Origin of the sequence: Herbaspirillum sp. AP02, assembly GCF_015767275.1 — a bacterium.
Taxonomy (GTDB): Bacteria; Pseudomonadota; Gammaproteobacteria; order Burkholderiales; family Burkholderiaceae_D; genus Herbaspirillum.
In genome coordinates this window covers 831,403-854,080 of the sequence record NZ_JADWMY010000001.1, presented here as the reverse complement: position 1 = coordinate 854,080, position 22,678 = coordinate 831,403, and the positions used below count along the sequence as shown (strand labels likewise).

Annotated in this window: 20 protein-coding genes; 11 read left to right on the top strand and 9 right to left on the bottom strand. The window is 64.2% G+C overall.

Translation table 11 applies throughout. The features are described from left to right. Positions 1-39: 39 nt before the first annotated feature. Positions 40-1,458, top strand: coding sequence for a tRNA lysidine(34) synthetase TilS (tilS, locus tag I5R65_RS03845; RefSeq protein WP_180667626.1), 1,419 nt, complete (start codon positions 40-42; stop codon positions 1,456-1,458). A 140-nt stretch (positions 1,459-1,598) separates the two neighbouring features. Here tilS and I5R65_RS03840 read toward each other — a convergent pair whose 3' ends face one another. Both I5R65_RS03840 and I5R65_RS03835 read right to left on the bottom strand, forming a co-directional pair. Beyond that, positions 1,599-1,850, bottom strand: coding sequence for a hypothetical protein (locus tag I5R65_RS03840; RefSeq protein WP_180667627.1), 252 nt, complete (start codon positions 1,848-1,850; stop codon positions 1,599-1,601). An 87-nt stretch (positions 1,851-1,937) separates the two neighbouring features. Next, positions 1,938-2,255 carry a hypothetical protein gene (locus I5R65_RS03835; RefSeq protein WP_180667635.1) on the bottom strand — a complete coding sequence of 106 codons (318 nt, stop codon included), beginning with the start codon at positions 2,253-2,255 and terminating at the stop codon, positions 1,938-1,940. 205 nt (positions 2,256-2,460) lie between these two features. On the opposite strand from I5R65_RS03835, the gene I5R65_RS03830 reads away from it, so the two are divergent. Continuing rightward, entirely contained in the window at positions 2,461-3,120 is a 660-nt protein-coding gene (locus tag I5R65_RS03830) for a LysE family transporter (protein ID WP_006463555.1), read from the top strand. A 127-nt stretch (positions 3,121-3,247) separates the two neighbouring features. Here the strand turns inward: I5R65_RS03830 and I5R65_RS03825 are convergent, their stop codons facing one another. Then, positions 3,248-3,547, bottom strand: a complete 300-nt coding sequence (locus tag I5R65_RS03825; RefSeq protein WP_180667641.1) for a PsiF family protein — start codon at positions 3,545-3,547, stop codon at positions 3,248-3,250. A 79-nt stretch (positions 3,548-3,626) separates the two neighbouring features. Then, positions 3,627-4,016, bottom strand: coding sequence for a lysozyme inhibitor LprI family protein (locus tag I5R65_RS03820; RefSeq protein WP_180667656.1), 390 nt, complete (start codon positions 4,014-4,016; stop codon positions 3,627-3,629). A 148-nt stretch (positions 4,017-4,164) separates the two neighbouring features. On the opposite strand from I5R65_RS03820, the gene I5R65_RS03815 reads away from it, so the two are divergent. The 4 genes from I5R65_RS03815 to rmuC all read left to right on the top strand — a co-directional run bounded on the left by I5R65_RS03815 (position 4,165) and on the right by rmuC (position 9,074). After that, positions 4,165-4,515, top strand: coding sequence for a hypothetical protein (locus I5R65_RS03815; RefSeq protein WP_077238524.1), 351 nt, complete (start codon positions 4,165-4,167; stop codon positions 4,513-4,515). A gap of 89 nt (positions 4,516-4,604) precedes the next feature. Next, positions 4,605-7,103, top strand: a complete 2,499-nt coding sequence (locus I5R65_RS03810; RefSeq protein WP_180667657.1) for an ABC transporter permease — start codon at positions 4,605-4,607, stop codon at positions 7,101-7,103. A gap of 81 nt (positions 7,104-7,184) precedes the next feature. After that, positions 7,185-7,586, top strand: coding sequence for a group II truncated hemoglobin (locus tag I5R65_RS03805; protein ID WP_180667658.1), 402 nt, complete (start codon positions 7,185-7,187; stop codon positions 7,584-7,586). Between the two features lie 21 nt (positions 7,587-7,607). Next, a complete protein-coding gene (rmuC, locus tag I5R65_RS03800; RefSeq protein WP_180667715.1) occupies positions 7,608-9,074 on the top strand; it encodes a DNA recombination protein RmuC in 1,467 nt (488 codons plus the stop codon). Between the two features lie 70 nt (positions 9,075-9,144). On the opposite strand, the gene glp is transcribed toward rmuC, so the two are convergent. From glp to I5R65_RS03780, 4 genes are all read right to left on the bottom strand, one after another. Next, the gene (gene glp, locus I5R65_RS03795; RefSeq protein ID WP_180667660.1) at positions 9,145-10,431 is read right to left on the bottom strand and encodes a gephyrin-like molybdotransferase Glp; all 1,287 of its coding nucleotides are present in this window, start codon (positions 10,429-10,431) and stop codon (positions 9,145-9,147) included. Continuing rightward, a complete protein-coding gene (gene mobA / locus I5R65_RS03790) occupies positions 10,428-11,048 on the bottom strand; it encodes a molybdenum cofactor guanylyltransferase MobA (protein ID WP_196872125.1) in 621 nt (206 codons plus the stop codon). The genes glp and mobA overlap by 4 nt, the downstream gene beginning before the upstream one ends. A gap of 47 nt (positions 11,049-11,095) precedes the next feature. Next, on the bottom strand, positions 11,096-12,211 hold the full coding sequence (moaA, locus tag I5R65_RS03785) for a GTP 3',8-cyclase MoaA (RefSeq protein WP_180668869.1): 1,116 nt from the start codon (positions 12,209-12,211) through the stop codon (positions 11,096-11,098). A 371-nt stretch (positions 12,212-12,582) separates the two neighbouring features. Further along, complete coding sequence (locus I5R65_RS03780) at positions 12,583-15,801, bottom strand: Rne/Rng family ribonuclease (protein ID WP_180668868.1); 3,219 nt, start codon at positions 15,799-15,801, stop codon at positions 12,583-12,585. Positions 15,802-16,600: 799 nt separating this feature from the next. Between I5R65_RS03780 and I5R65_RS03775 the strand changes: the two genes are divergently transcribed. The 4 genes from I5R65_RS03775 to I5R65_RS03760 all read left to right on the top strand — a co-directional run bounded on the left by I5R65_RS03775 (position 16,601) and on the right by I5R65_RS03760 (position 19,923). After that, positions 16,601-17,668 (top strand): RluA family pseudouridine synthase, encoded by a 1,068-nt coding sequence (locus I5R65_RS03775; RefSeq protein ID WP_180668867.1) that lies wholly within the window; start codon positions 16,601-16,603, stop codon positions 17,666-17,668. Between the two features lie 128 nt (positions 17,669-17,796). Continuing rightward, positions 17,797-18,456, top strand: coding sequence for an HAD-IA family hydrolase (locus I5R65_RS03770; protein WP_180668866.1), 660 nt, complete (start codon positions 17,797-17,799; stop codon positions 18,454-18,456). Further along, positions 18,449-18,841 (top strand): Rieske 2Fe-2S domain-containing protein, encoded by a 393-nt coding sequence (locus I5R65_RS03765; RefSeq protein ID WP_180668865.1) that lies wholly within the window; start codon positions 18,449-18,451, stop codon positions 18,839-18,841. The genes I5R65_RS03770 and I5R65_RS03765 overlap by 8 nt, the downstream gene beginning before the upstream one ends. Before the next feature lie 47 nt (positions 18,842-18,888). Further along, positions 18,889-19,923, top strand: a complete 1,035-nt coding sequence (locus I5R65_RS03760) for a S49 family peptidase (RefSeq protein ID WP_180668864.1) — start codon at positions 18,889-18,891, stop codon at positions 19,921-19,923. 89 nt (positions 19,924-20,012) lie between these two features. On the opposite strand, the gene I5R65_RS03755 is transcribed toward I5R65_RS03760, so the two are convergent. Beyond that, positions 20,013-20,777: an SAM-dependent methyltransferase gene (locus I5R65_RS03755; RefSeq protein ID WP_180668863.1), complete on the bottom strand. Its 765-nt coding sequence runs from the start codon at positions 20,775-20,777 to the stop codon at positions 20,013-20,015. A 189-nt stretch (positions 20,778-20,966) separates the two neighbouring features. Here I5R65_RS03755 and I5R65_RS03750 point away from each other — a divergent pair, with 189 nt between their 5' ends. Next, the gene (locus I5R65_RS03750; RefSeq protein ID WP_180668862.1) at positions 20,967-22,424 is read left to right on the top strand and encodes a Ppx/GppA phosphatase family protein; all 1,458 of its coding nucleotides are present in this window, start codon (positions 20,967-20,969) and stop codon (positions 22,422-22,424) included. Positions 22,425-22,678: the final 254 nt, after the last annotated feature.

Sequence of the window (22,678 nt, the reverse complement as noted above, 5' to 3'; positions counted from 1 at the left end):
GCTTCGCTGGCGTTTGTCTTTTCAGCCGCTGCCTTTCCCATGTCCGATCATCCTTCCGCTTCCCACGACAAGACTCTGGTCACCCTGAAGCAGGCACTGCAAACGACGCTTGCGGGTGCCGGCTTCGATGCCACGCGCGACACGCTGGCCGTGGCCTACAGCGGCGGTCTGGATTCCACCGTGCTGCTGCAGGTGGCCGCCGAATGGGCGCAGGAAGGCGGCGGCAGGCTGGTGGCCTTGCATGTCCATCATGGGCTCAGCCCCCATGCCGATGCCTGGCTGGCGCATGCGCAAGCTTGTTGCGAGGAACGCGGTGTGTCCTTCCAGGCCGAGCGCGTACAACTGCAGCAGGTCGCCGACAGCGGTGTCGAAGAAGCGGCGCGTCTGGCGCGCTATGCCGCGTTGGGGCGTCTGTGTCGCCAGCAGGGCGCGCGCCTCTTGCTGACCGCGCACCACCTCGACGACCAGGCCGAAACCGTCCTGCTGCAACTCCTGCGCGGCAGCGGCCTGGCCGGCCTGTCCGGCATGGATCGCTGCAATGCCGCGCCGGGCTTGCTGGGCGACCCCGATACCCTGATGGCGCGGCCCCTGCTGGGCGTGACGCGGGCGCAACTGGAAAGTGTCGCGCAGGCACAGTCGCTGACCTGGGTCGAGGATGAATCCAACCACGATCCGCGCTACGCCCGCAATGCGCTGCGTCATCAGGTGATGCCGGCGCTGGGCCAGGTCTTTCCCGGCTACCAGCAGCGGTTGGCGCGGGCCGCAGGCCATGCCCAGGGCGCGCAGGAATTGCTGCGTGAAGTGGCCCAGGCGGACCTGGAGCAATGTCGGCAGGACGATCATCTGCGCATGCCGGCGCTGCGTCAGTTGAGCGAGCAGCGCTTCCTCAACCTGATGCGCCACTGGTTTGCGCTGCGCGGCATGCGCATGCCCTCGGCAGCCTGGATGCAGGAGATGCGCAGTCAACTGCTGCAGGCCGACGTCGAGGCGCAATTGTGTGTCTCGCACCCCGATGGCGAGGTCCACCGCTATCGCGACCGTGTTTTCCTGGCCCCGCGCCGCCGGCCGCCGGAGGAGGGCGAGTCCCTGCAACTGCGCTGGCAAGGCCAGGCCCAGGTGCGCGTGCCGGCTTTCTACGGCACGCTGCATTTCGAGCCCATGGTCGGCACTGATACTGACGCCGATGGCAGGGGAGGCTTCGATCCGGCCTGGTTGCGGTCGCAATCCTTGCTGGTGTGTGGTCGCGGCGGCGGCGAGCGCGTCCGACTGGCGGCCAACCGGCCGGCGCGCAGCCTCAAGCAGCAATACCAGAGTGCCGACGTCCCCGCCTGGGAGCGACCTTACCTGCCGCTGGTATGGGCCGGCGACACCTTGCTCCTGGCCGCCGGCATCGGCATGGACTGCACCCGTTTCGTCACGCAGGGCGAGCGCATCGCCTTGCGCTGGCAACCCGACTGAGTGTTGGGTTCAAATTATCTAAACAATATAAAAAATACCGCACCCTGGCTACTAGCGAGGGTGCGGCATCCCTGTCATCCCTGACATGGGTGGGCGTGGCAGAAGATGCGCCGCGCCCGGTCTTGCTCCTTGCAGACGGCTTACTTCTTGGCGCCGTCGGTGGCCGGCTTGGCTTGCTCGCCGGTGGCTTCCTTCTTTTCAGTCTTGGCTTCGGCCTTCTTTTCCGACTTCTTGTGCTTCACGTGATGCTTGGCCTTGGGCGCAGCCTCGGCCTTGGCGGCTTCGGTCTTGGCCGGGGCGGCGGCCGGTGCTGCTGCTGCGCCGGTCTGGGCGAACACGGGCAGGGTCAGGGCCGACAGCAGGGAGGCAACGATGATGGTCTTGGTGTTCATGATGGTGTCCTTTCAAGGAGACGGAAATCGATTTGGATGCTGCGTTGCTAGGTGTATCAGTGATCGGTAGTACGGTGTACTGCAGGATTACTTGGTCTTGGCGGCGGCCGGTGCGGCATCAGCGGCCGGCTTGGCTTCGCTGCCGGCGGCGTCCTTCTTTTCCGCCTTCTTTCCGGTCTTGCCTTCAGCCTTGGTGGCAGCCTTCTTTTCGGCCTTCTTGTGCTTGGCCTGATGTTCGGACTTGGTCTTGGTCGTGGTGTCGGTCTTGCCTGCTTCCGCCTTGGCCGGTGCGGCCGTGGTCGCGGCTGGGGCGGCGGTGGCAGGTGCGGTGGCGCCGGTCTGGGCAAACACCGGCAGGGCCAGCGCGGTCAGCAGGGAAGCGACGATGACGGATTGGGTTTTCATGGCAATTTCCTTTAGAAAGTGGTTGTTACGTTCGGCGCTTGATTTTGCGTAATCGATGATGATTTCCTTGCGCCTTGCTTCCTATAACGAGCCGCCGACGTGCAGGACGACGTCAAAGTGTTTCAATTCATCGTGGATTTGTAAGCAATCGTTGCGGCTGTGCTTATAATGAGAACCTTCACTTTTTTGCCTCACCGAGCGCCTCATGGACTATCAGACCTGGTTCACTTTCTTCGCTGCTGCATGCGTCATCGCCATTTCGCCCGGATCGGGCGCGGTCCTGTCCATGAGCCACGGTCTCAATTATGGCGTGCGCCGCACCAGCGCCACCATCCTCGGGCTGGAGATCGCGCTGGTGGTGATCCTGGTCATCGCCGGTGCCGGCGTCGGTTCGCTGCTGGTGGCCTCCGAGACCGCCTTCAATGTCATCAAGGTGGCCGGTGCGCTGTATCTGATCTATCTCGGTTTCTCGCAATGGCGCGCGCCGGTGCCGACCGAGCAGCAGGGCGAAGCGCTGGACGCGGCCAATGCCGCTGCCCGCGCCAATCGTGGCCAGCTCTGGTGGCAGCGCTGCATGACCGGCTTCCTGACCAATGCCACCAATCCCAAGGGCATCGTCTTCATGGTGGCCGTGCTGCCGCAGTTCATCGACCACCAGCGTCCGCTGTGGCTGCAATTGCTGGTGCTGGCGGTGACCATGGTGGTGGTGGATCTGGTGGTGATGCATGGCTACGCGTTCGCGGCCAGCCGCCTGCAGCGCTTCTTCCGCAGCCAGAAGGCGATCAAGGCGCAGAACCGTTTCTTCGGTGGCGTGCTGATGCTGGTGGGCGCGGGACTGTTCTTCTTCAAGCGCACCCAGCACTGAACCACGCGCGCAGGACCACGCGCCCAACAAAAAACCCGCAAGTCACAAACTTGCGGGTTTTTTTCATCCGGGCAGGCCGGTGAGGCCGATGGAATGGCCTGCGCCTGCCTTTTCCTTCACTTCAGCTTCATTTGTCCTTTTTCAAACACGACGACATGAAGGCCTTGCGCTCATCGCCCTTCTTGCCGGCGGCGTCGGCATTGCACTGCTTCATCTTGTCCTGCTGGGTGGCCGGCTTGGGCTGCTCCTTCTTCAGGCAGGACGACATGAAGGCCTTGCGCTCGTCCCCTTTCTTGCCGGCGGCGGTGGCGTCCGCATTACATTGCTTCATCTTGTTCTGCTGGGCGTTTTCCGCCATGACGGGGCTAGCCACGAGCAGCGGGGCGGTCAGTGCGAAAGAGGTGATGGCGATGAGCAATTTTTTCATTGAATACTCCCTGGGCAGTGTGGATTCGTCTGTCTGAAAGTTCAGACGGGAGCATTACAGCATGAAAGTTTGCGACTGCCTAGCGCACGCAGTTCAGGTCACCCTCCTGGCAGCCGGCCAGGGCCTTGAGCTCATCGGCGCGCTGCCGGGTCTTGTCGGCCAGGCAGGTCTGCAGGGCCAGCGAGGCCGCCGAACCGCCGGCGCTGGCGGAGCTCTCGAACCGGCAGGACAGGTCGCGGTATTTCAGCCAGGCCAGTTGCACTTCGCGCAGCTGGTTCTGCTGGGCCTTGCTCAGCTTCTCGCGGTAGGCCAGATAGGTGGCATTGAGGTCGCTGTCGTTCTGGGTCAGGGTCTGCGAGGCGCAGGCATTCATTTCGGCCTGGGTGGCGGCCTTGCTGCAATCGGCGGCGTAGCTGGCGCCGGCGCACAGGAACAGCAGGGCGCCCAGCAGGGGCAGGGGGGCTTTCATCGTCGGGAAACTCCATCATGGTTACCGGATGCTCGGGATAGAATTGCATTTTGCCTGTCTTAGAAGACAGTGCGGGGTCACGGTTCTCCCAGGCGTGCAAGAAAATTGCAACAAGCCGTACCCGACCCTGCGGACAAAGGAGAAACATATGGGATTGAGCTGGTTGTCTGCCATCAAGTTGATTCCCTGGGGCGATGTGGTCCAGGCCACCCCGGGCATCGTCAAGGGCGCACGTGATCTATGGTCGCGCACCCGCAAGGCCAAGTCGGCGGTGGAGGCGCAGGAGGCCATGCCGGCGGCCAGCGATGCCGAACTGTTCGCCCAGCGCATCCGGCAGCTGGAGGCCGAGCAACTGGAAGCCAGCCAGTTGATCAACACCCTGGCCGAGCAGAATGCGCAACTGGTCGCCACCATGGACCGCATGCGTTCGCGCCTGCGCATGTTGACCGCTGGCTGCGTGCTGCTGGCCGTGGGGCTGGTGGCGCTCTGGTTGCGTTGAGCCTGCAGGCGGCGTGGAATCGGTATTCCCGCTATGGTGCAGGTATGGCCTGCGCATTTTCTTCTTCCTTTTTTATTCCTGGCCACTGAATGTTCCAACAAGCATTGCGCATGACCCTGCGCGACTGGCGTACCGGTGAACTCCGCTTCCTGCTGATCGCCCTGATCGTGGCGGTGGCGGCCCTGTCGTCGGTGGGTTTCTTCGTTGACCGCATGCGGGCCGGCATGGCCCGCGACGCCCACCAGTTGCTGGGGGCCGACCTGTTGGTGGCGGCCGACCAGCCGCTGCCGCCGCAATGGGTGCAGCAGGCCGGCCAGCAGGGGCTGTTGCAGGCCCAGACCCAGGTCTTTCCCAGCATGGCGCTGGCGGGCGAGGGTGATGTGGCACGTTCGGTGCTCTCTTCCATCAAGGCCGTCACGCCGGGCTATCCGCTGCGCGGGCAGCTCAGGCTGCGCGCCGCTGATGGCAGCGACCGGCCGGCCGAAGGCATTCCACAGCCCGGGACGGTGTGGGTGGACCCGCAGATCCTGTCACAACTGGACGTGAAACTGGGCGATACCATCAAGCTGGGCGACTTGCCGCTGAAGATCGCCGCCATCATCTCGGTGGAACCGGACCGTGGCAGCGCCTTCGTCAACTTCGCCCCCCGCGTGATGCTGGGCGAAGCCGATCTGGCCGCCACCCATCTGGTGCAGCTCGGTTCGCGGGTGACCTACCGGCTGCTGATCGCCGGCCCGGCCGGGGAGGTCCAGCGCTACCAGAAGCAGATCGAGCGCCAGATCGACGCCGACAAGCTGCGCGGCGTGCGCCTGGAGTCATTGGAAAACGGTCGTCCCGAGATGCGCGCCACGCTGGACCGGGCCGAACAGTTCCTCTCGCTGGTGGGCCTGCTCTCGGCCATGCTGGCGGCGCTGGCGGTGGCCATGGCGGCGCGCCGCTTCATGCTGCGCCACCTGGACGCCTGTGCCATGCTGCGCTGTTTCGGCCTGACCCAGGCGCAGGTGACGCGGCTGTATCTGACCGAATTCATCGTCATCGGCCTGGCCGCCAGCGTGATTGGCATGCTGGTCGGCTTTGCCGCGCATTTTGCGCTGCTGCAGTGGCTGGGCAGCTTCATGCCGACTGCCTTGCCGGCGCCGGGCTGGGCACCGGCGGTGCAGGGCGTGACCACCGGACTGCTGTTGCTGGTCGGCTTTGCGCTGCCACCCATCCTGCAGTTGCGCAATGTGCCGCATAACCGGGTGATCCGGCGCGACCAGGGCGCACCGCAGGCGATGACGGTGCTCACCTATGTGTTGGGCACGCTGGTGTTTTCTGGCTTGCTGCTGTGGCAGGCCGGTGACCTCAAGCTGGGCTTGCTGACCATTGCCGGTTTCCTCGGCGGCTTCGGCCTGTTCGCATTGGTGGCCTGGCTTTGCCTGCGCGCGCTGCGTTCCATGCGCGGCCTGGTGGATCGCCAGAGCTGGCGCTTTGCCATCGATGGCCTGCAGCGTCGTCCGGCGGCCGCTGTGATGCAGGTGGTGGCGCTCGGGCTGGGCTTGATGGCGCTGCTGCTGCTCACCGTCATCCGTGGCGATCTGGTGGGCGCCTGGCGCCAGGCCACCCCGGCCGACGCGCCCAATCGTTTTATCATCAATATCCAGCCCGACCAGCGCCAGCCGGTGCAGCAGGTGCTGCAGCAGGGCGGGGTGAAGGACGCCGCCCTGTATCCGATGATCCGCGGCCGCCTGGTGCAGATCAACGGGCGCCCGGTGAACCCGGCGGATTACCAGGAAGATCGCGCCAAGCGGCTGGTCGATCGTGAGTTCAACCTCTCCACCATGGCCGAGATCCCGCCCGGCAACGGCATCGTCGCCGGCCGCTGGTACGACGATCGCCAGCCGGAGGCCTCGGTGGAGCGCGGCCTGGCGCAGACCCTGGGCATCCAGTTGGGTGATCGCCTGCAATTCGACATCGCCGGCCAGTTGGTGGAGGCGCCGGTGACCAGCCTGCGCAAGCTGGAGTGGGGTTCCTTGCGGGTCAACTTCTTCGTGATCCTGAACCCGACCCTGATGCGCGATACGCCGCAGAGCTGGATCACGGCGGTGCATCTGGCTCCGCAGCAGGAAGCCCTGGGCAATCGCCTGACCCGCGACTTCCCCAATCTCACCGTGGTCGATATCGGCAGCGTGCTGCGCCAGATCCAGGAGGTGGTGGGGCAGGTGATTTCGGCGGTGGAGTTCCTGTTCCTCTTCACGCTCTGCTCGGGCGTACTGGTGCTGTATGCGGCCCTGGCCGGGTCGCAGGACGAGCGGGTGCGCGAGGCGGGCCTGTTGCGCGCCCTGGGCGCCACGCGCCAGGAGCTGTCGCGGGCGCAGCGCATCGAAGTGCTGCTGGTGGGTTCGCTGGCCGGACTGCTGGCGGCCAGTGGTGCCGCCGGCATCGGCTGGGCGCTGGCGCATTACGTCTTCAATTTCGACTGGAGCTTCAGCCCGCTGGTGTGGGTCGCCGGCATGGGGCTGGGCGCGGCCTGCTCGGCACTGGGCGGCTGGGCCGGACTGCGTCATGTGTTGCGTCGTCCCCCTTTGCAGACCTTGCGCGAAGCCTGATCCGCACCAGGTCAAAGGCGCTGCAGATCGCAGCCGGCCGGCCCGACGATGGCGGGTTGGCTGCGGTATCATGGCGGTCTTATGCAAATCGAAGATCCCAACCAACCCACCACGTTCGACCTCATCGGCGGCGCTGAAAAACTGCGCGAGATGGTCGACCGTTTCTACGACCTGATGGACCTGGAGCCGGAGTTCGCCGGCATTCGCGCCCTGCATCCGCCTTCGCTGGAAGGTTCGCGGGAGAAGACCTACATGTTCCTCTCCGGCTGGACCGGCGGTCCCAGCCTGTACATGGAAAAATTCGGCCATCCGCGCCTGCGTGCACGTCACCTGCCTTTCCCCATCGGCATCTCCGAGCGCGACCAGTGGCTGCGTTGCATGACCTGGGCCATGCAGGACGTGGGCCTGCCCGACGAGCTGATGAAACGCCTGCTGGCGGCGCTCTACCAGACCGCCGACTGGATGCGCAACAAGCCCGAGTAAGACCCCATGAACACATTTGACATGATCCTGGCCGGCCTGGTGGTGGTCGGCATCGTCTTGCAGCTACTGGTGCTGCTGCGCGGCGGCTCGCGCGACGATCCAAGTGCTGCCATCGAGGACATGCTGTTGCAGCTGCAGCAGGAACTGCAACGCCACCAGCAGGACACCGGCGAGCGCATCGAGCGCGAGTTGCGCAGCCAGGTCCAGGCCAGCGCCCAGAGCACGCGCCAGGAGCTGGGCAGCAACTTCGCCCAGTTGCAGCAGACGCTGGCCACGCAGATGTCCAGCGTGGCCGGACTGCAGAACCAGCAGATCGATGGCTTCGCACGGCAACTCGTGAAACTGAACGAAACCAATGCCCAGCAACTGGACAGCATGCGCCAGTCCGTCACCCTGCAGGCGCAGGTCAACCGCGAAGAGCAGGCGGTCTCGCTCAAGCGCTTCGGCGATACCCTGCACCAGCAACTGTCGGCACTGACCGAATCCAACGCCCAGCGCATGGGCGAAGTGCGGGCCACGCTGGAAGCCCGCATCAAGGATCTGCAGAATGACAACGCGCTCAAGCTGGAAGAGATGCGCAAGACCGTGGACGAGAAGCTGCACGCCACGCTGGAACAGCGCCTGGGTGAATCCTTCAAGCTGGTCTCGGACCGTCTGGACAAGGTGCATCAGGGCCTGGGCGAGATGCAGCAGCTGGCCACCGGCGTGGGCGATCTCAAGCGCGTGCTGACCAACGTCAAGACCCGTGGGACCTGGGGTGAAGTGCAGCTGGAAATCCTGCTGGAACAGATGCTCACGCCCGAGCAGTACGCCAAGAACGTCGAGACCGTGCGCGGCACCGGCGAGCGCGTCGAATTCGCCATCCGCCTGCCGGGTGCGAAGGACGAGGGCGAGCCGGTGTGGATGCCCATCGACGCCAAATTCCCCAAGGAACAGTACGAACGCCTGGTCGATGCCGCCGAGCGCGCCGACGCCGATGGCGTCGCCAGCGCCGGCAAGGAGCTGGAGCGCGCCGTGCGCAACGAGGCCAAGACCATCGCCGAGAAATACCTGTCGCCCCCGCTGACGACCGATTTCGCCATCTTGTTCCTGCCCACCGAAGGCCTGTATGCCGAGGTGATGCGCCGACCGGGCCTGTCCGACGATCTGCAGCGTACCTGCCGGGTGACCATCGCCGGGCCGTCGACGCTGTCGGCACTGTTGAATAGCCTGCAGATGGGCTTCCGCACGCTGGTGCTGGAGAAGCGATCCTCCGAAGTGTGGCAGGTGCTGGGTGCGGTCAAGACCGAGTTCGGCAAGTTCGGCGAAGTGCTGGCTTCGACCAAGGTGGCATTGGAGCGCGCCGCCCGCAACATCGATCAGGCCGAGACCCGTACGCGCCAGATGACCCGCAAGCTCAAGTCGGTGGAGGCACTGCCGGCGGACAATGCGCAGAAGCTGCTGGGGACGGCGGAACTGGACCTGGGTGATACGGATGAGGCGGTCTGAGCGGCTGATTCGTCTGTCCAACAACGAAAAAGCGCGGCCTTGACCGCGCTTTTTTCATCCTGGGACGGCTTCAGACCAGACCGTCGAACAGCACCACCGAGACCTCTTCGCCGGCAGCCACGTCGCCGCGCGCATGCTCCAGTTCGAGAATGCAATTGGCGTCCGACATCGAGCGCAGGATGCCTGAGCCCTGCATGCCGGTCAGGCGCACGCTCCACCGGCCATCGGCGTCGGGTGCCAGGATGCCGCGCTGGTATTCGGTGCGACCGGCCTTCTTGCGGATGGGCGTGGCGGTCGTCACCCGTAGACGTGGCAAGGGTCGGGACTCGGCACCGGCCAGCCGCAGCAGCGCGTCGCGTACAAAGAAGGAAAAACTGACGGTCACCGCCACCGGATTGCCGGGCAGGCCGAACAGGTAGGCATCGCGTCCACGCGAGCTGATGCGGCCAAAGGCCAGCGGCCGGCCGGGACGCATGGCGATCTTCCAGAACGTCATTTCACCCAGGCTGGCCATGATCTGCTTGGTGTAGTCGGCGGCACCCACCGACACGCCGCCGGAGGTGATGACGGCGTCGGCCTCTTCGCAGGCACTGCGGAAGGCTGCTTCCAGCGCCACCGGATCGTCTGGTACCACGCCCATGTCCAGTACCTCGCAACCCAGGCGGGTCAGCATGCCGTGCAGGGTGTAGCGGTTGGAGTCATAGACGCAGCCTGCGTCCAGCGGCTCGCCCACCGAGCGCAGTTCGTCGCCCGTGGAGAAGAAGGCCACGCGCAGGCGGCGCTGCACCGGCACCTCGGCGATGCCCAGCGAGGCCAGCAGGCCGATGTCGGAGGGCCGCAGGATGCGCCCGCGCGGCAGCGCCACGCTGCCTTGCATCAGGTCTTCGCCGCGCAGGCGGCGGTTGTCACCGGGCCGTACGCGTCCGGGCGGCAGGGTCACGCCCTGGTCGTCGGCGTCGGTGGTCAGTTCCTGCGGGATGACGGTGTCGCATCCGGTCGGCATGGGGGCGCCGGTCATGATGCGCACGCACTGGCCGCGCTGCACGCTGCCCTCGAAGCGCTGGCCCGCATGGACCGCGCCGACGATCTGCAGGCGCCGCGCCTGGCCGTCGGCAATGTCTTCGCCGCGCAGGGCGTAGCCATCCATGGCCGAGTTGTCATGGGCCGGGACGTCGATGCGGGAGATGATGTCCCGTGCCAGTACCCGCGAGAGCGCGCTGCGGATGGCCAGCTTTTCCACCGTCTCGATGGGGGTGATGAAGTCCTGGATCACGGCCTGGGCACGGGCCACGGTCATGGCGTGGGGGTCATAGCCACTGATGCAGCTGACGATGTCGTTCAGGGAAGGATGGGTCATTGTTCTTCTTCGAGCCGTTGCAACTCCGGCGCGGTGTTGATGTTGCTGAAGGCGTGTTCTTCGGGGAATTCCACTTCCACGCACTGGAGGGTGGCGAACCAGCGCTCCATCTTGCGTTCACCCGTGGCGAGGAAGGCATCCAGGGCGTCGCGGGTGCTCCTGCTGAGCAAGGCGCAGACAGGATGACGCTGCCGGCCTTGCGCGCCGATGGTAACGGCGATGGCGGCCTCGGCGCCGACCTCGGCAATGGCATCGGCCAGATGCGCCACCAGGTCAAACGGGATCAGCGGTGCATCGCAGGGGGCGCAGGCCAGCCAGGGGGTGGTGCAATGGGCCAGGCCACTCTGCAGCCCCGCCAGCGGGCCGGGGAAGCCGGCTTGCAGGTCGCTCCAGACCGGGTAGCCGAAGCTGGCATAGTGCAGTTGCGAGCGATTGGCGTTGACGGCCAGGGTGCCGACCTGCGGCGCCAGCCGCTCCAGCACGTGCTGCACCAGCGGCTTGCCATGCAGCCGTTGCAGGCCCTTGTCGACCCCGCCCATGCGCGTGCCGCGTCCGCCGGCCAGCACCAGGCCGGTGATGTGGCTGGCGGTCAGGGTGTTGGCGGTGGGGGAGGCCATGGCGGGTGAGGACAGGAGGCAGGGCGGCGGGAGGCGGAACTGAAGGCCTAGCCACCGATATAGGACATCTCGACCTTGCGTGCCGGGGCGGCTTGCATGGCGCTGCGCAATTCGGAATAGCGGTCGCCCCGTTGGCCCCACAGCGCGGCGATGGCGCCTGCCATCTCGGCGTCGCTGGCGCCATTGCGCAGGAGGCTGCGCAGGTCGTGGCCCTCGCTGGCGAACAGGCAAGTGTAGACCTTGCCTTCGGTGGAGAGCCGGGCGCGCGAGCAATCCTGGCAGAAGGCCTGGGTCACGCTGGAGATCACGCCAATCTCACCGCCGCCATCGACATAGCGCCAGCGCTCGGCGGTCTCGCCGGTGTAGTTGGGGTCGGCCACCTGCAGTGGCATCTCGGCCGAGATGCGTCGCACCACTTCGCTGGAGGGCAGTACCTCGTCCATGCGCCAGCCGTTGGAGCTGCCCACATCCATGTATTCGATGAAGCGCAGGATGGCCGGTGTCCCCTTGAAGTGGCGCGCCATCGGCAGGATCTGGTCGTCGTTGACGCCCTTCTTGACCACCATGTTGATCTTGATCGGTCCCAGGCCGGCGGCGTGGGCGGCGTCGATGCCTTCCAGCACGCGTGCCACCGGGAAGTCGACATCGTTCATGCGGCGGAAGCTCTCGTCATCCAGCGAATCCAGCGAGACCGTCACGCGCCGCAGGCCGGCAGCCTTGAGCGCCTGCGCCTTCTGCTTGAGCAGGGTGCCATTGGTGGTCAGGGTGAGATCGACAGGCTCGCCATCGGGCGTGCGCAAGGCGGCCAGCATGGCGATCAGGGTCTCGATGTTCTTGCGCAGCAGCGGTTCGCCGCCGGTGAGGCGGATCTTGCGCACGCCATGCGCGACAAACTGGGCGGCCACGCGGGTCAGCTCTTCGAAGGTCAGCAGGTCGGAATGCGGCAGGAACTGGTATTGCTTGTCGAAGACATCCTTGGGCATGCAATAGACACAGCGGAAATTGCAGCGGTCCGTGACCGAGATGCGCAGGTCGTGCAGGGGGCGGCCCAGGGAGTCGGCCAGCCAGCCGGTCGGTGCCATCGCCAGGGGCGCAATCACGCCTGCCGTGCTGGCGGACGGCGCTTGCCGGTAATCGACGATGGGAATGACGCGCTTGTTCATACGGGCTGGTGAAAAAGGGTGTGTAAAGATAGCACGGCTGGCGCTACGGCGTTGCTGTCGGTTCATGCATATTCAGTATGCCGCAAGTGCAGGTAACGTGCGCAAAGCCTGTACCAGCCTGGCCTTGCCGCACGACCAGGGTGACTGTGGCACAGCGCGGCCGACACTGTATCGCTGCCAGGGCGGGCCAACTGTCACCAGATAGGGGGCAAGTTGCCGATGGCAAGAGGGCAGGAGGGTGGCAGTCGCCCGACTGAGGTGAAAGACCGGCACGAAAGCCGGCACGCAAACCGGTAGGAAAGCCGGCAAGAAAAAAGGGAGCCGAAGCTCCCTTTTTCCTGGTGATCACCGGTGCGACTGCACTTGAGCGATCAGCGACGCGTTTCCACCTGGACCAGCGGTTCGCTCGACTGCGGCGGCAGCGGCTTGCGCTCGCGCGGTGCACGCGGTGCCGGGACGAAGGCGGCGGCGGCTTCTTGTGCAGCGCGCAGCTTGACCGGATCGGTCGTGGCCAGCGTCAGGCCGGCTTGCGACAGCATGTGCTGCAGCGACTCCGGCTGGCCGCCGTTGCCGGCAGTTGCGGCCGGAGCAGCAGCTTCGACAGCGGCTGCAGGCGCGAACGCAGCCGGGGCCGGTGCCGCAGTGGTTTCCACCGCATCCAGCAGGCTGATCTGTTGAGGCAGGTTGGTAGCCGGAGCGGCATGCTGCACTACCTCGACCTGCACCGGTGCTTCCGACGCTGCCGGAGTGGCAGCAGGGGCTTGCACGGGCGCAGGCGCCGGGGCAGGTTCGAAGGCCGGCGTCGGAGCGAAGCTGGCGTCGATGGACGGCGCCGGTGGTTCGATGGCTTCCTGCTGCGAGAACACGGCTTCGGTCGCTTCGGCTGCGGCTGCGGCCACGGCTTCCACCGAGTTCACGCCGCTTTCCACTGCGACAGCTTCGCTACGGACAGCGGCCGGCGCTGCGCTTGCTTCAACCACGTCGGCCGGAACCGGCGAGGCAGCAAAAGAGGCCTGGGCCACAGCGGCCTGGGCGACTTCCACCGTTGCGGCCGGCGTCGCAGTGAACACGGGTTCACCGTTTTCACCGGTTTCGCCAGCTTCAGCTTCAGCTGCATCGGCATCGGCGTTTTCGATCAGGTTGCCGTTCTCGTCACGTTCGCGACGATGACGGTTGCGGCCGCCACGACGACGACGACGGCGCGGTTCGGTGCCGCCTTCGGCATTTTCCGAGGCTTCAACGCCTTCGCCACCTTCGACCTGTGCCACTTCCAGCTGTGCTGCCTGCTCGTCATTGGCCAGTGCCACGGCACCAGCGGCCACGGCGACGCCGGCAGTTGCGGCGCCGGCTGCCAGAGCGGCTTCCAGCGGCAGACCTTCCTCGGTGCGGGCTTCCTTGCGTTCACCACGGGGGGCGCGTGGTTCACGTGGTTGACGCGGTTCGCGACCTTCGCGGGGTTCGCGAGTTTCACGGCCTTCACGCGGCTCACGGGCTTCGCGTGGCTCGTTGCGACGGGCTTCCTTGGCTTCCTGGCCCTGGACTTCACGACCCTCGCGGGCTTCACGCGGTTCACGGCCTTCGCGCGGTTCACGACCTTCCTTGGGCTCACGCGGGCCACGCGGTGGGCGTGCCTGCTTGGCTTCAGCCAGTTCACCTGCCTTCATCTCGACCGCAGCCGGGCCGCGGGCATTGCGTTGTTCGCCATTGCCATTGCGCTCGCCACGTTCGGCACGATCACCACGGTCGTTGCGATCATTGCGATTGCGGCCGCGACCGTTGCGGTCTCCACCACGGCCGCCACGTTCGGTGTCGCGCTTGGCAGGGGCCTTGGCTTCGACCGGGGCCGGCACTTCCAGCGGGGCCACGGGCTTCTTGCGGAAGAAGGCGAAGATCTTGCCCAGCAGGCCCGATTCCGGTGCCAGGGTCGGCGGCGGGACGGCAGCGGCGACCGGTTCGGCTGCCTTGCGTTCGACGATCGGGGCCGGCTGGTCGGGGGTGATGCCCTTGACCATGGCTTCCTGGCGCGGACGCTCTTCTTCCTTCTGACGCTTGCTGTAGCCGATGTCGGTATCGGCCTGCTCGGCCATGGCGTAGCTGGCCTGGGATTCGTCCAGGCGCGGATCGTCGTGCTTGATCCGTTCCATCTTGTAGTGCGGGGTTTCCAGGTGCTTGTTGGGGATCATGATGACCGTGACGCGATGACGCGTTTCGATCTTCAGGATTTCGCCACGCTTTTCGTTCAACAGGAAGGCGGCGACGTCCACCGGTGCCTGCACGTGGATGGCGGCGGAATTTTCCTTCATCGCCTCTTCCTGGATGATGCGCAGCACCTGCAGGGCGGAGGATTCGGTATCGCGGATGTGGCCGGTGCCATTGCAGCGCGGGCAGGTCACGTGGCTGCCTTCGGACAGCGACGGACGCAGGCGCTGACGCGACAGTTCCATCAGGCCGAAGCGCGAGATCTTGCCCATCTGGACGCGGGCACGGTCGTGGTGCAGGGCATCCTTCAGGCGACCTTCGACTTCGCGCTGGTTCTTGGAATTCTCCATGTCGATGAAGTCGATCACGATCAGGCCACCCAGATCGCGCAGGCGCAACTGGCGGGCCACTTCATCAGCCGCTTCGAGGTTGGTATTGAAGGCGGTGGTCTCGATGTCGCTGCCACGGGTGGCGCGTGCCGAGTTCACGTCCACCGACACCAGCGCTTCGGTGTGGTCGATCACGATGGCGCCGCCCGAGGGCAGCGGCACCGTACGCGAGTAGGCGGTCTCGATCTGGTGTTCGATCTGGAAGCGCGAGAACAGCGGCACGTCGTCGCGATAGCGCTTGACGCGATGGACCATGTCCGGCATCACGTGGGCCATGAACTGCTGGGCCTGGTCGTGGATGTCGTCGGTGTCAATCAGGATTTCGCCGATGTCGGGCTGGAAGTAGTCGCGGATGGCGCGGATGACCAGCGACGATTCCTGATAGATCAGGAAGGCACCCGAGGACGACTGGCCGGCGCCTTCGATGGCGCGCCACAGTTGCATCAGGTAGTTCAGGTCCCACTGCAGTTCATCGACGTTACGGCCGATGCCGGCGGTGCGGGCGATGACGGACATGCCGTTGGGCAGGTCCAGCTTGTCCATGGTCTCGCGCAGTTCCTGGCGGTCTTCACCTTCGACGCGGCGGGAAACACCACCACCACGCGGGTTGTTGGGCATCAGGACCAGATAGCGGCCGGCCAGCGAGATGAAGGAGGTCAGGGCGGCGCCCTTGTTGCCGCGCTCTTCCTTTTCGACCTGGACGATGATTTCCTGGCCTTCGCGCAGCGCTTCCTTGATGCTGGCGCTACGGACGTCGACGCCTTCCTTGAAGTAGGTGCGGGCGACTTCCTTGAACGGCAGGAAACCGTGGCGCTCCTCGCCGTAGTTGACGAAGCAGGCTTCCAGCGAGGGCTCGATGCGGGTGATCACGCCCTTGTAGATGTTGGACTTGCGCTGCTCGCGTCCGGTGGTTTCGATGTCGATGTCGATCAGCTTCTGACCGTCAACGATCGCCACGCGCAGTTCTTCCTGCTGCGTTGCGTTGAACAACATACGTTTCATGTTTTCACTCCGGGATCCGAAGATCCTTCAAATGGCCCGTCCGTATGTGGTAGCGGGCCAAAAGTACAGGGGATGTACGCGAGAACGAAGTGATTGGGGAGGGAATTGCCTTGATTGTGTGAATGCGCCTTAGCGGGCGCTCCAGCACAAGGGGGCGCGGATGCAGTGGACCGGGACGCCGGGCAGCACCGTATCCGCGCCGCGCGCTCCGCCATAGGCGGTCGCGCAGGCAACTGCGGACGGTAAGCTGGTCTGTGGAGCCAAACGTAACATAGTGAGGGTTGGCGACGGCGATCGGGTTCTACTGCATCAACCGGCAAGCTTCGCGATGGCCCGGCCCGAATTGCGGCATGGCCCGAGCGATGCGCTGCAAGGCGGCGGGCTGATGAGCCTGTCACGCTTGCGCTGCTGGTCGCCGGGGGGCTGTGCGCTGCTGTCCTGGGTCAGGTCACCGGATGCGAGTCTTGCCAGACTTTTATCCTGATGATCCAAACAATTCTGTTCCACTTCCAAGTGCGCTGTCCGATTGCAACTGCGGTGCAAACTGGACTCGCAAAGGGAAGGTGCGTACTCGTTTCGAGGCCTTTACGTGGACCAGGCAAGCGACATGATCGGTTGTATTGTCAACCGTTGCAGCGCTTTTATTGCGTCTGCGATGGCGCGCGTCGTGGTTTTCGGGGCCCCCTTCGTCAATTTTGCAAATGAGCGAGGCTGACGAAGTCTCCTCTTGTGTAGAATGTTCCTTTTTTATTCTACTGACGCCGTTTTTTGATCGGCGTCAATCGATTATATATTCAAAATGAAGGACTTAGCGAGATTTTCTAGGGGGGCTTCTGAAAGCGCCGACGCGGCGCCGGCCTCCCGGAACGCAGCCGCCTCGCAGAGCGTCCCTCAGGTGCAGTTGCTGACCATTTCTGACGAAGAAGCGGGGCAGCGGATTGACAATTTCCTGCTGCGGATCTGCAAGGGCGTTCCCAAGAGCCATATCTATCGGGTCCTGCGTTCGGGCGAGGTGCGCGTCAACAAGGGCCGTATCGACCAGACCTATCGCCTGGTTGAGGGCGATGTCCTGCGCGTGCCGCCAATACGAGTTGCAGAGAAGCAAGAAGCCGTGGTGCCGGGGGCGGAATTCCGCATCCTGCTGGAAGACAGCCACATGCTGGTCATCGACAAGCCGGCGGGGGTGGCCGTGCATGGTGGATCGGGCGTGAGCTACGGCGTGATCGAGCAACTGCGGGCAGCCCGGCCGGAGGCCAAGTTCCTGGAACTGGTGCATCGCCTGGACCGCGATACCTCGGGCGTGCTGCTCATTGCCAAGAAGCGTTCTGCCCTGACCAACCTGCACGAGCAGATGCGCGAGGGCCAGACCGACAAGCGCTACCTGACCCTGGTCCAGGGTGACTGGAAGAATGCCCGCCAGCACGTGAAGTTGCCGCTGTTCAAGTACAGCACGCCTGACGGCGAGCGCCGGGTGCGGGTGCAGGCCGATGGCCAGCCGTCCCATACGGTGTTCTCGCTGCTGCGCCGCTTCGGTGAATTTGCTTTGCTGGAAGCTGAACTGAAGACCGGTCGCACCCATCAGATCCGGGTACACCTGTCTTCCAGCGGTTTTCCCATCGTCGGCGACGACAAGTATGGCGACTTCCCCTTGAACAAGGCGCTGCAGAAGGCCGATGGCAAGCGTATTGCTTTCAAGCGCATGTTCCTGCATGCCTGGCGCATCAGCTTCCTGCATCCGGAAAGCGGCCAGACCGTCACCCTGAAGGCCGGCCTGCCCGAAGAGTGCGCCAAATTCCTGCGCAGCCTGGAGGGCGGTGCCGAGGGCGATCTGTTGCCCTACAACATGCTGGCTGGCACGGAGGACTGAAGGACAGTGCACGTAGTCGGCCGGGATATGATACTTTCTGCCCGGCATTAACAAAATCGCATGTTTCGCCGCTTCCTTGTCTTGATGGCAATCCAGCGGCGGTCATGCCAGCAGAAAGAGCATCAGACATGGCAAGAAAGCAATTCGACCTGATCGTCTTCGACTGGGATGGCACCCTGATGGATAGCACGTCCACCATCGTGCGTTGCATCCAGGCGGCGGCGCGCGACCTGGGTCTGCCGATTCCCGACAAGAGCGCGGCGTCCTACGTGATCGGCCTGGGCTTGCAGGATGCGATGCAGGCGGCCATTCCCGATGTCGATCCCAAATACTATCCGCGCATCGTGGAGCGTTACCGCCATCATTACCTGGGCCAGGACAAGGACCTTACGCTCTTCGAGGGCGTGCCGGCGATGCTGACCGACCTGTCGCAACAGGGCTATTTCCTGGCGGTGGCCACCGGCAAGAGCCGGGTGGGCTTGAACCGGGCCATGAACAGCACCGGCTTGCTGTCCATGTTCGACGCCACCCGCTGTGCCGACGAGACCTTCTCCAAGCCACATCCGGCCATGTTGCAGGAGCTGACCCGCGAGCTGGGCCAAGACATGCACCGCACCCTGATGATCGGCGACACCACCCATGACCTGCAGATGGCGATCAATGCCGGCGCCGTGGGGGTCGCGGTGGAATTCGGTGCGCACCCGCCCCAGCAGTTGCAGACACTGTCACCGCTGTATTCGGCGCGTTCCATCCGCGAATTGCACCAGTGGCTCAACGAGCATGCCTGAGACCGGCCACGTGAACCCTTCCCGCGAGATCCTGATCTGTGCGTCTGGCGAGCTGGCCGAAGGCGGCTTGGGCAAACGCTTCCCGGTCCAGGTGCATGGCGACGAGACCACCGGTTTCGTGGTGCGCTACGGCGGGGTGGTCTATGGCTACCTGAACCGCTGCGCGCATGTCCCCATCGAACTGGACTGGGCCGAGGGAGAGTTCTTCGAATCCAGTGGCCTCTATCTCATGTGTGCAACACATGGCGCCGTTTATGCGCCCGATACCGGAAAATGCGAGGGCGGTCCTTGTACCGGCGCCCACTTGCGTAAGATCATGGCGATGGAACGCGACGGTCAGGTCTACTGGCGTCCGGACGACATCGTCAAGCCCGTCGAGGCATGAGCTTCGGGGAAACCGGCGCAGGCTGCTGCGCTGCTTAGAGTGAGCCTATGAGCAACAACGAATCTGAAAACCAGCAAAACAAGCCGCCAGTCCCTCCGCAAGCCGCTCCGGCGTCATCCATTCCCGCCAGCGTGCGCGAGGACAAGAAGACCGGCTGGGAGCGCGACGTACTGGAGAAACTGGCCCTGTTCGCCGTCAAGGAGCAGCGCGCCCGGCGCCGCTGGGGCATCTTCTTCCGCATCTCCATCCTGGTGGTGATCGTGCTGGGCGCCTGGCTGGCCTTCACCTACAACAAGACCGAGAGCGAGCCGCTGGGCACCCATACCGCCCTGGTCGAGATCAGGGGCGCCATCGATTCCGAAGGGCAGGGTTCGGCCGGGGTGGTGATCCCGGCACTGGACAAGGCCTTTGCTGCCTCCGACTCGGTGGGCGTCATCCTCAAGATCAACAGCCCCGGCGGCAGCCCGGTGCAGGCCGGCATGATCAATGACGAGATCAACCGCCTGCGCAAGGCCTATCCCAAGAAACCGATCTACGTGGTTGTGGAGGAAGTGTGCGCCTCCGGTGGCTATTACATTGCCGCAGCGGCCGACAAGATCTACGTCAACAAGGCCAGCCTGATCGGCTCGGTGGGCGTGCTCATGGACGGGTTCGGCTTCACCGGCCTGATGGACAAACTGGGTGTGGAACGTCGCCTGCTGACCGCGGGCGAGAACAAGAGCTTCCTCGACCCCTTCAGCCCGCAAAGCCCGAAGCAGCGCGAGTACGCGCAATCGATGCTGCAGGAAATCCACCAGCAGTTCATCGAAGTGGTGCGCCAGGGCCGTGGCACGCGACTGAAGGAAACGCCGGATACCTTCTCCGGGCTGGTGTGGACCGGCTCCAAGGCGATCGAGCTGGGCCTGGCCGATGGCTATGGCACGGTCGACAGCGTGGCCCGCGATGTGCTCAAGGCCGAGGATGTGGTGGACTATACCCAGACTGAAAACCTCTCCGAACGGGTGCTCAAGAAATTCGGCGTGGCCTTCGGTGCGGGCTTTGCCAAGACCCTGATGTCGACGCCGCTTTCCACCTTGCGCTGACGCCGTAGCAGGAAGGTGCATGCAAAAAAGGCCGGTTGTGTATCACAACCGGCCTTTGTCATTGTGGTGCTGCGCGTTCTTTTTCCGGATTATTCGGCCAGCAGCAGGAAGACGGTCGGCTTCTTGTGGAAGTCCGGTGCCTTGCCGACGGCCAGGGCGGTTTTCCACTGCGCGGCGGTCTGCGTGCGCACCGATTCGCTGGCAAGCGACAGGTCGGTGGCCACGCAGATGAGCGTGCCGGGCTGACAGGATTGCACCAGCGCTTCCAGCATGGCGGTATTGCGATAGGGCGTTTCGATGAGCAACTGGGTCTGCTTTTCCTTGCGGGCGCGGTCTTCCAGCTGGCGGATGCGCTTGGCACGCGCTTCGGCGTCGGTGGGCAGGTAGCCGTTGAAGGCGAAGCTCTGGCCATTGAGCCCACTGGCCATGACCGCCAGCAGCAAGGACGAGGGGCCTACCAGCGGCCGCACCTGGATGCCATGCTGATGGGCCAGCCGGACCAGGTTGGCACCGGGATCGGCCACCGCCGGTACGCCCGCTTCAGAGATCAGGCCACCGTCACGGCCTTCCAGCAAGGGAGCCAGCAGCGAGGGTAGGGCCGCCGGCGGCGTATTGACGTTGAGCTCGGCGATCTGGATTTCCTGGATGGGCTGGGTCAGTGGCTGGCTGCTACCCAGCAGTTTCAGGAAGGCCCGTGTGGTCTTGGCGTTCTCCGCGACGAAATAATCCAGGCGTGCCGCGATGGCCTGCACCTGGCGCGGGATGATGCTCTCCAGCGGATGCATGGCGCTGGCGTCGGCGGGAAGCTCGGTGGGTCCCAGCGTGTTGGGAACCAGGTAAAGAATGCCGGGCATGGAAGGGAAATGGAATAAATTGTATAAAATAATATGTGCGACGCAGCATGGCAGCGCCGAGCCGCCATTCTACAGGGTGCCGGCTGTCATCAAAGTGTAATGCGCGCCGATTATCTTGTCGGGATGGAGACAAGGTGAGGTTTAAATTATTTAGCAATTGGCTACTAGTGCCATTGCGAAAGGACATGCATGTTTGCAGCGGTAGATCTCGGTTCCAACAGTTTTCGCTTGCATATCGGCAAGTACGAGGACGACGGCATACGCGTCATCAAGAGCGCGCGTGACCCCATCCGCCTGGCGGCGGGCATCGACAAGAGCGGCAATCTGACCCAGCAGGCCTGTCAGAGTGCCATCGATTCGCTCACGCGCTTTCGCGCCATCCTGCGTGACTATCCGCTGACCGCGGTGCGGGTGGTCGCCACCAATACCTTGCGCGTAGCCAAGAATGCCGCCGACCTGCTGCCGGAACTGGAGCGGGCCATCGGTTATCCGGTAGAAATCATTTCCGGCGAGGAAGAGGGGCGCCTGATCTACATGGGCGTGGCCGGCGTGCTGGCCAATGCCGGCGAAGAGCGCATGGTCATCGACATCGGCGGCGGTTCCACCGAGGTCATCCGCGGCCTGGGCGAACATATCCGTCACGTCGAATCCTTCGGCATCGGTACCGTCAATCAAAGCCTGGCCTTCTTCCCGGATGGCGCCATTACCGCCGCAGCCTTCGAGCGTGCCATCATCTCGGCCCGCTCGCATGTGGAAGACGCGGTACATCTGTTCAGTTTCGATCCGATGAAGGTGAATGTCTATGGCTCGTCCGGCACCATGCGGGCGATTGCCGATACCATCCGTCGCAACGGCATGGGCGATGGCCGCGTAAGCCTGCCCAGCCTGGCCGACCTGATGCAGCGCCTGATCGACTTTGGCCATGTCAGCCAGATTGCGCTGGACGGCATGAAACCCGACCGCGCCGGCGTCATCATGGGCGGGCTGGCGGTGCTGATCGGTTTCATGCAGGAGTTTCGCATCGAGGTCATCACCCCGGTGGAAGCCGGCCTGCGCATGGGCGTGATGTGGGACTTGCAACTGCGCGCCACCAAGGCCGACCGCCGCGACCGTTCGGTGGAAGAGTTCGCCCGCCGCTTCCATGTCGATGCCGCCCGCGCCCATGGCGTGGCTGATACCGCGCTGGGTTTCTTCGATCTGTTGAAGCCGGCCACCGATTCCTACGCCCGCTATCTCTACTGGAGCGCCTTGCTGCATGAGACCGGACTGGTGGTGTCGCCCACCGGTTACCACAAGCATTCGGCCTACATGATCGCCAACGCCGACCTGCCGGGCTTTACTACCCGCGAGCAGCGCCTGATGAGTACCTTGATCCTCGGCCAGAAGGGCAACCTGAAGAAGATCAGCGAGATGCTGGCCGACGTCGATTTTGCCAAGGCGGTGCTGGCGCTGCGGCTGGCGGTGATGTTCCGCCATGCGCACATCACGCTGGACCTGGACAAGGTGCGGGTCAAGCTCAAGAGCCGCATCGATCTGGAGATACGCCGCGATTACATCAAGGAGCATCCCAGCATTTCCTTCTGGTTCCAGAAGGAACAGGAGTGGTGGGCCGGCATCGGCGTCGATTTTGCCGTCAAGGTGATCTGAGCGCGCTTCGCCTGCCCAAGCAGCTTTCGCCGCTTTCAAAGAACCTCAAAACGCCCTTGCCGCAGTGGTCGGCGAGGGCGTTTTTGCGTTCACTGCGTGGTTTCCCGATATGTCTTCCAGAAGATGATAATGCTTCTTATTTGTGATATATTCGCCTGCGCTTTACCTACCGCGAACGTGCATGCACATGCACGCGCATACCCATAACGAGGCAGCCATCAGGCCGCCCGCTGCGACAGCCAAGTCCATCCTGG

What these genes read in the sequence shown, in the direction of transcription:
- I5R65_RS03755 (WP_180668863.1), bottom strand. Translation starts at nt 20,777, where the DNA reads ATGCCCGGCATTCTTTACCTGGTTCCCAACACGCTGGGACCCACCGAG.
- I5R65_RS03820 (WP_180667656.1), bottom strand. Translation starts at nt 4,016, where the DNA reads ATGAAAGCCCCCCTGCCCCTGCTGGGCGCCCTGCTGTTCCTGTGCGCC.
- I5R65_RS03835 (WP_180667635.1), bottom strand. Translation starts at nt 2,255, where the DNA reads ATGAAAACCCAATCCGTCATCGTCGCTTCCCTGCTGACCGCGCTGGCC.
- tilS (WP_180667626.1), top strand. Translation starts at nt 40, where the DNA reads ATGTCCGATCATCCTTCCGCTTCCCACGACAAGACTCTGGTCACCCTG.
- I5R65_RS03780 (WP_180668868.1), bottom strand. Translation starts at nt 15,801, where the DNA reads ATGAAACGTATGTTGTTCAACGCAACGCAGCAGGAAGAACTGCGCGTG.
- I5R65_RS03760 (WP_180668864.1), top strand. Translation starts at nt 18,889, where the DNA reads ATGAGCAACAACGAATCTGAAAACCAGCAAAACAAGCCGCCAGTCCCT.
- moaA (WP_180668869.1), bottom strand. Translation starts at nt 12,211, where the DNA reads ATGAACAAGCGCGTCATTCCCATCGTCGATTACCGGCAAGCGCCGTCC.
- glp (WP_180667660.1), bottom strand. Translation starts at nt 10,431, where the DNA reads ATGACCCATCCTTCCCTGAACGACATCGTCAGCTGCATCAGTGGCTAT.
- I5R65_RS03830 (WP_006463555.1), top strand. Translation starts at nt 2,461, where the DNA reads ATGGACTATCAGACCTGGTTCACTTTCTTCGCTGCTGCATGCGTCATC.
- mobA (WP_196872125.1), bottom strand. Translation starts at nt 11,048, where the DNA reads ATGGCCTCCCCCACCGCCAACACCCTGACCGCCAGCCACATCACCGGC.
- I5R65_RS03825 (WP_180667641.1), bottom strand. Translation starts at nt 3,547, where the DNA reads ATGAAAAAATTGCTCATCGCCATCACCTCTTTCGCACTGACCGCCCCG.
- rmuC (WP_180667715.1), top strand. Translation starts at nt 7,608, where the DNA reads ATGATCCTGGCCGGCCTGGTGGTGGTCGGCATCGTCTTGCAGCTACTG.
- I5R65_RS03810 (WP_180667657.1), top strand. Translation starts at nt 4,605, where the DNA reads ATGTTCCAACAAGCATTGCGCATGACCCTGCGCGACTGGCGTACCGGT.
- I5R65_RS03815 (WP_077238524.1), top strand. Translation starts at nt 4,165, where the DNA reads ATGGGATTGAGCTGGTTGTCTGCCATCAAGTTGATTCCCTGGGGCGAT.
- I5R65_RS03805 (WP_180667658.1), top strand. Translation starts at nt 7,185, where the DNA reads ATGCAAATCGAAGATCCCAACCAACCCACCACGTTCGACCTCATCGGC.
- I5R65_RS03770 (WP_180668866.1), top strand. Translation starts at nt 17,797, where the DNA reads ATGGCAAGAAAGCAATTCGACCTGATCGTCTTCGACTGGGATGGCACC.
- I5R65_RS03840 (WP_180667627.1), bottom strand. Translation starts at nt 1,850, where the DNA reads ATGAACACCAAGACCATCATCGTTGCCTCCCTGCTGTCGGCCCTGACC.
- I5R65_RS03775 (WP_180668867.1), top strand. Translation starts at nt 16,601, where the DNA reads ATGAAGGACTTAGCGAGATTTTCTAGGGGGGCTTCTGAAAGCGCCGAC.
- I5R65_RS03750 (WP_180668862.1), top strand. Translation starts at nt 20,967, where the DNA reads ATGTTTGCAGCGGTAGATCTCGGTTCCAACAGTTTTCGCTTGCATATC.
- I5R65_RS03765 (WP_180668865.1), top strand. Translation starts at nt 18,449, where the DNA reads ATGCCTGAGACCGGCCACGTGAACCCTTCCCGCGAGATCCTGATCTGT.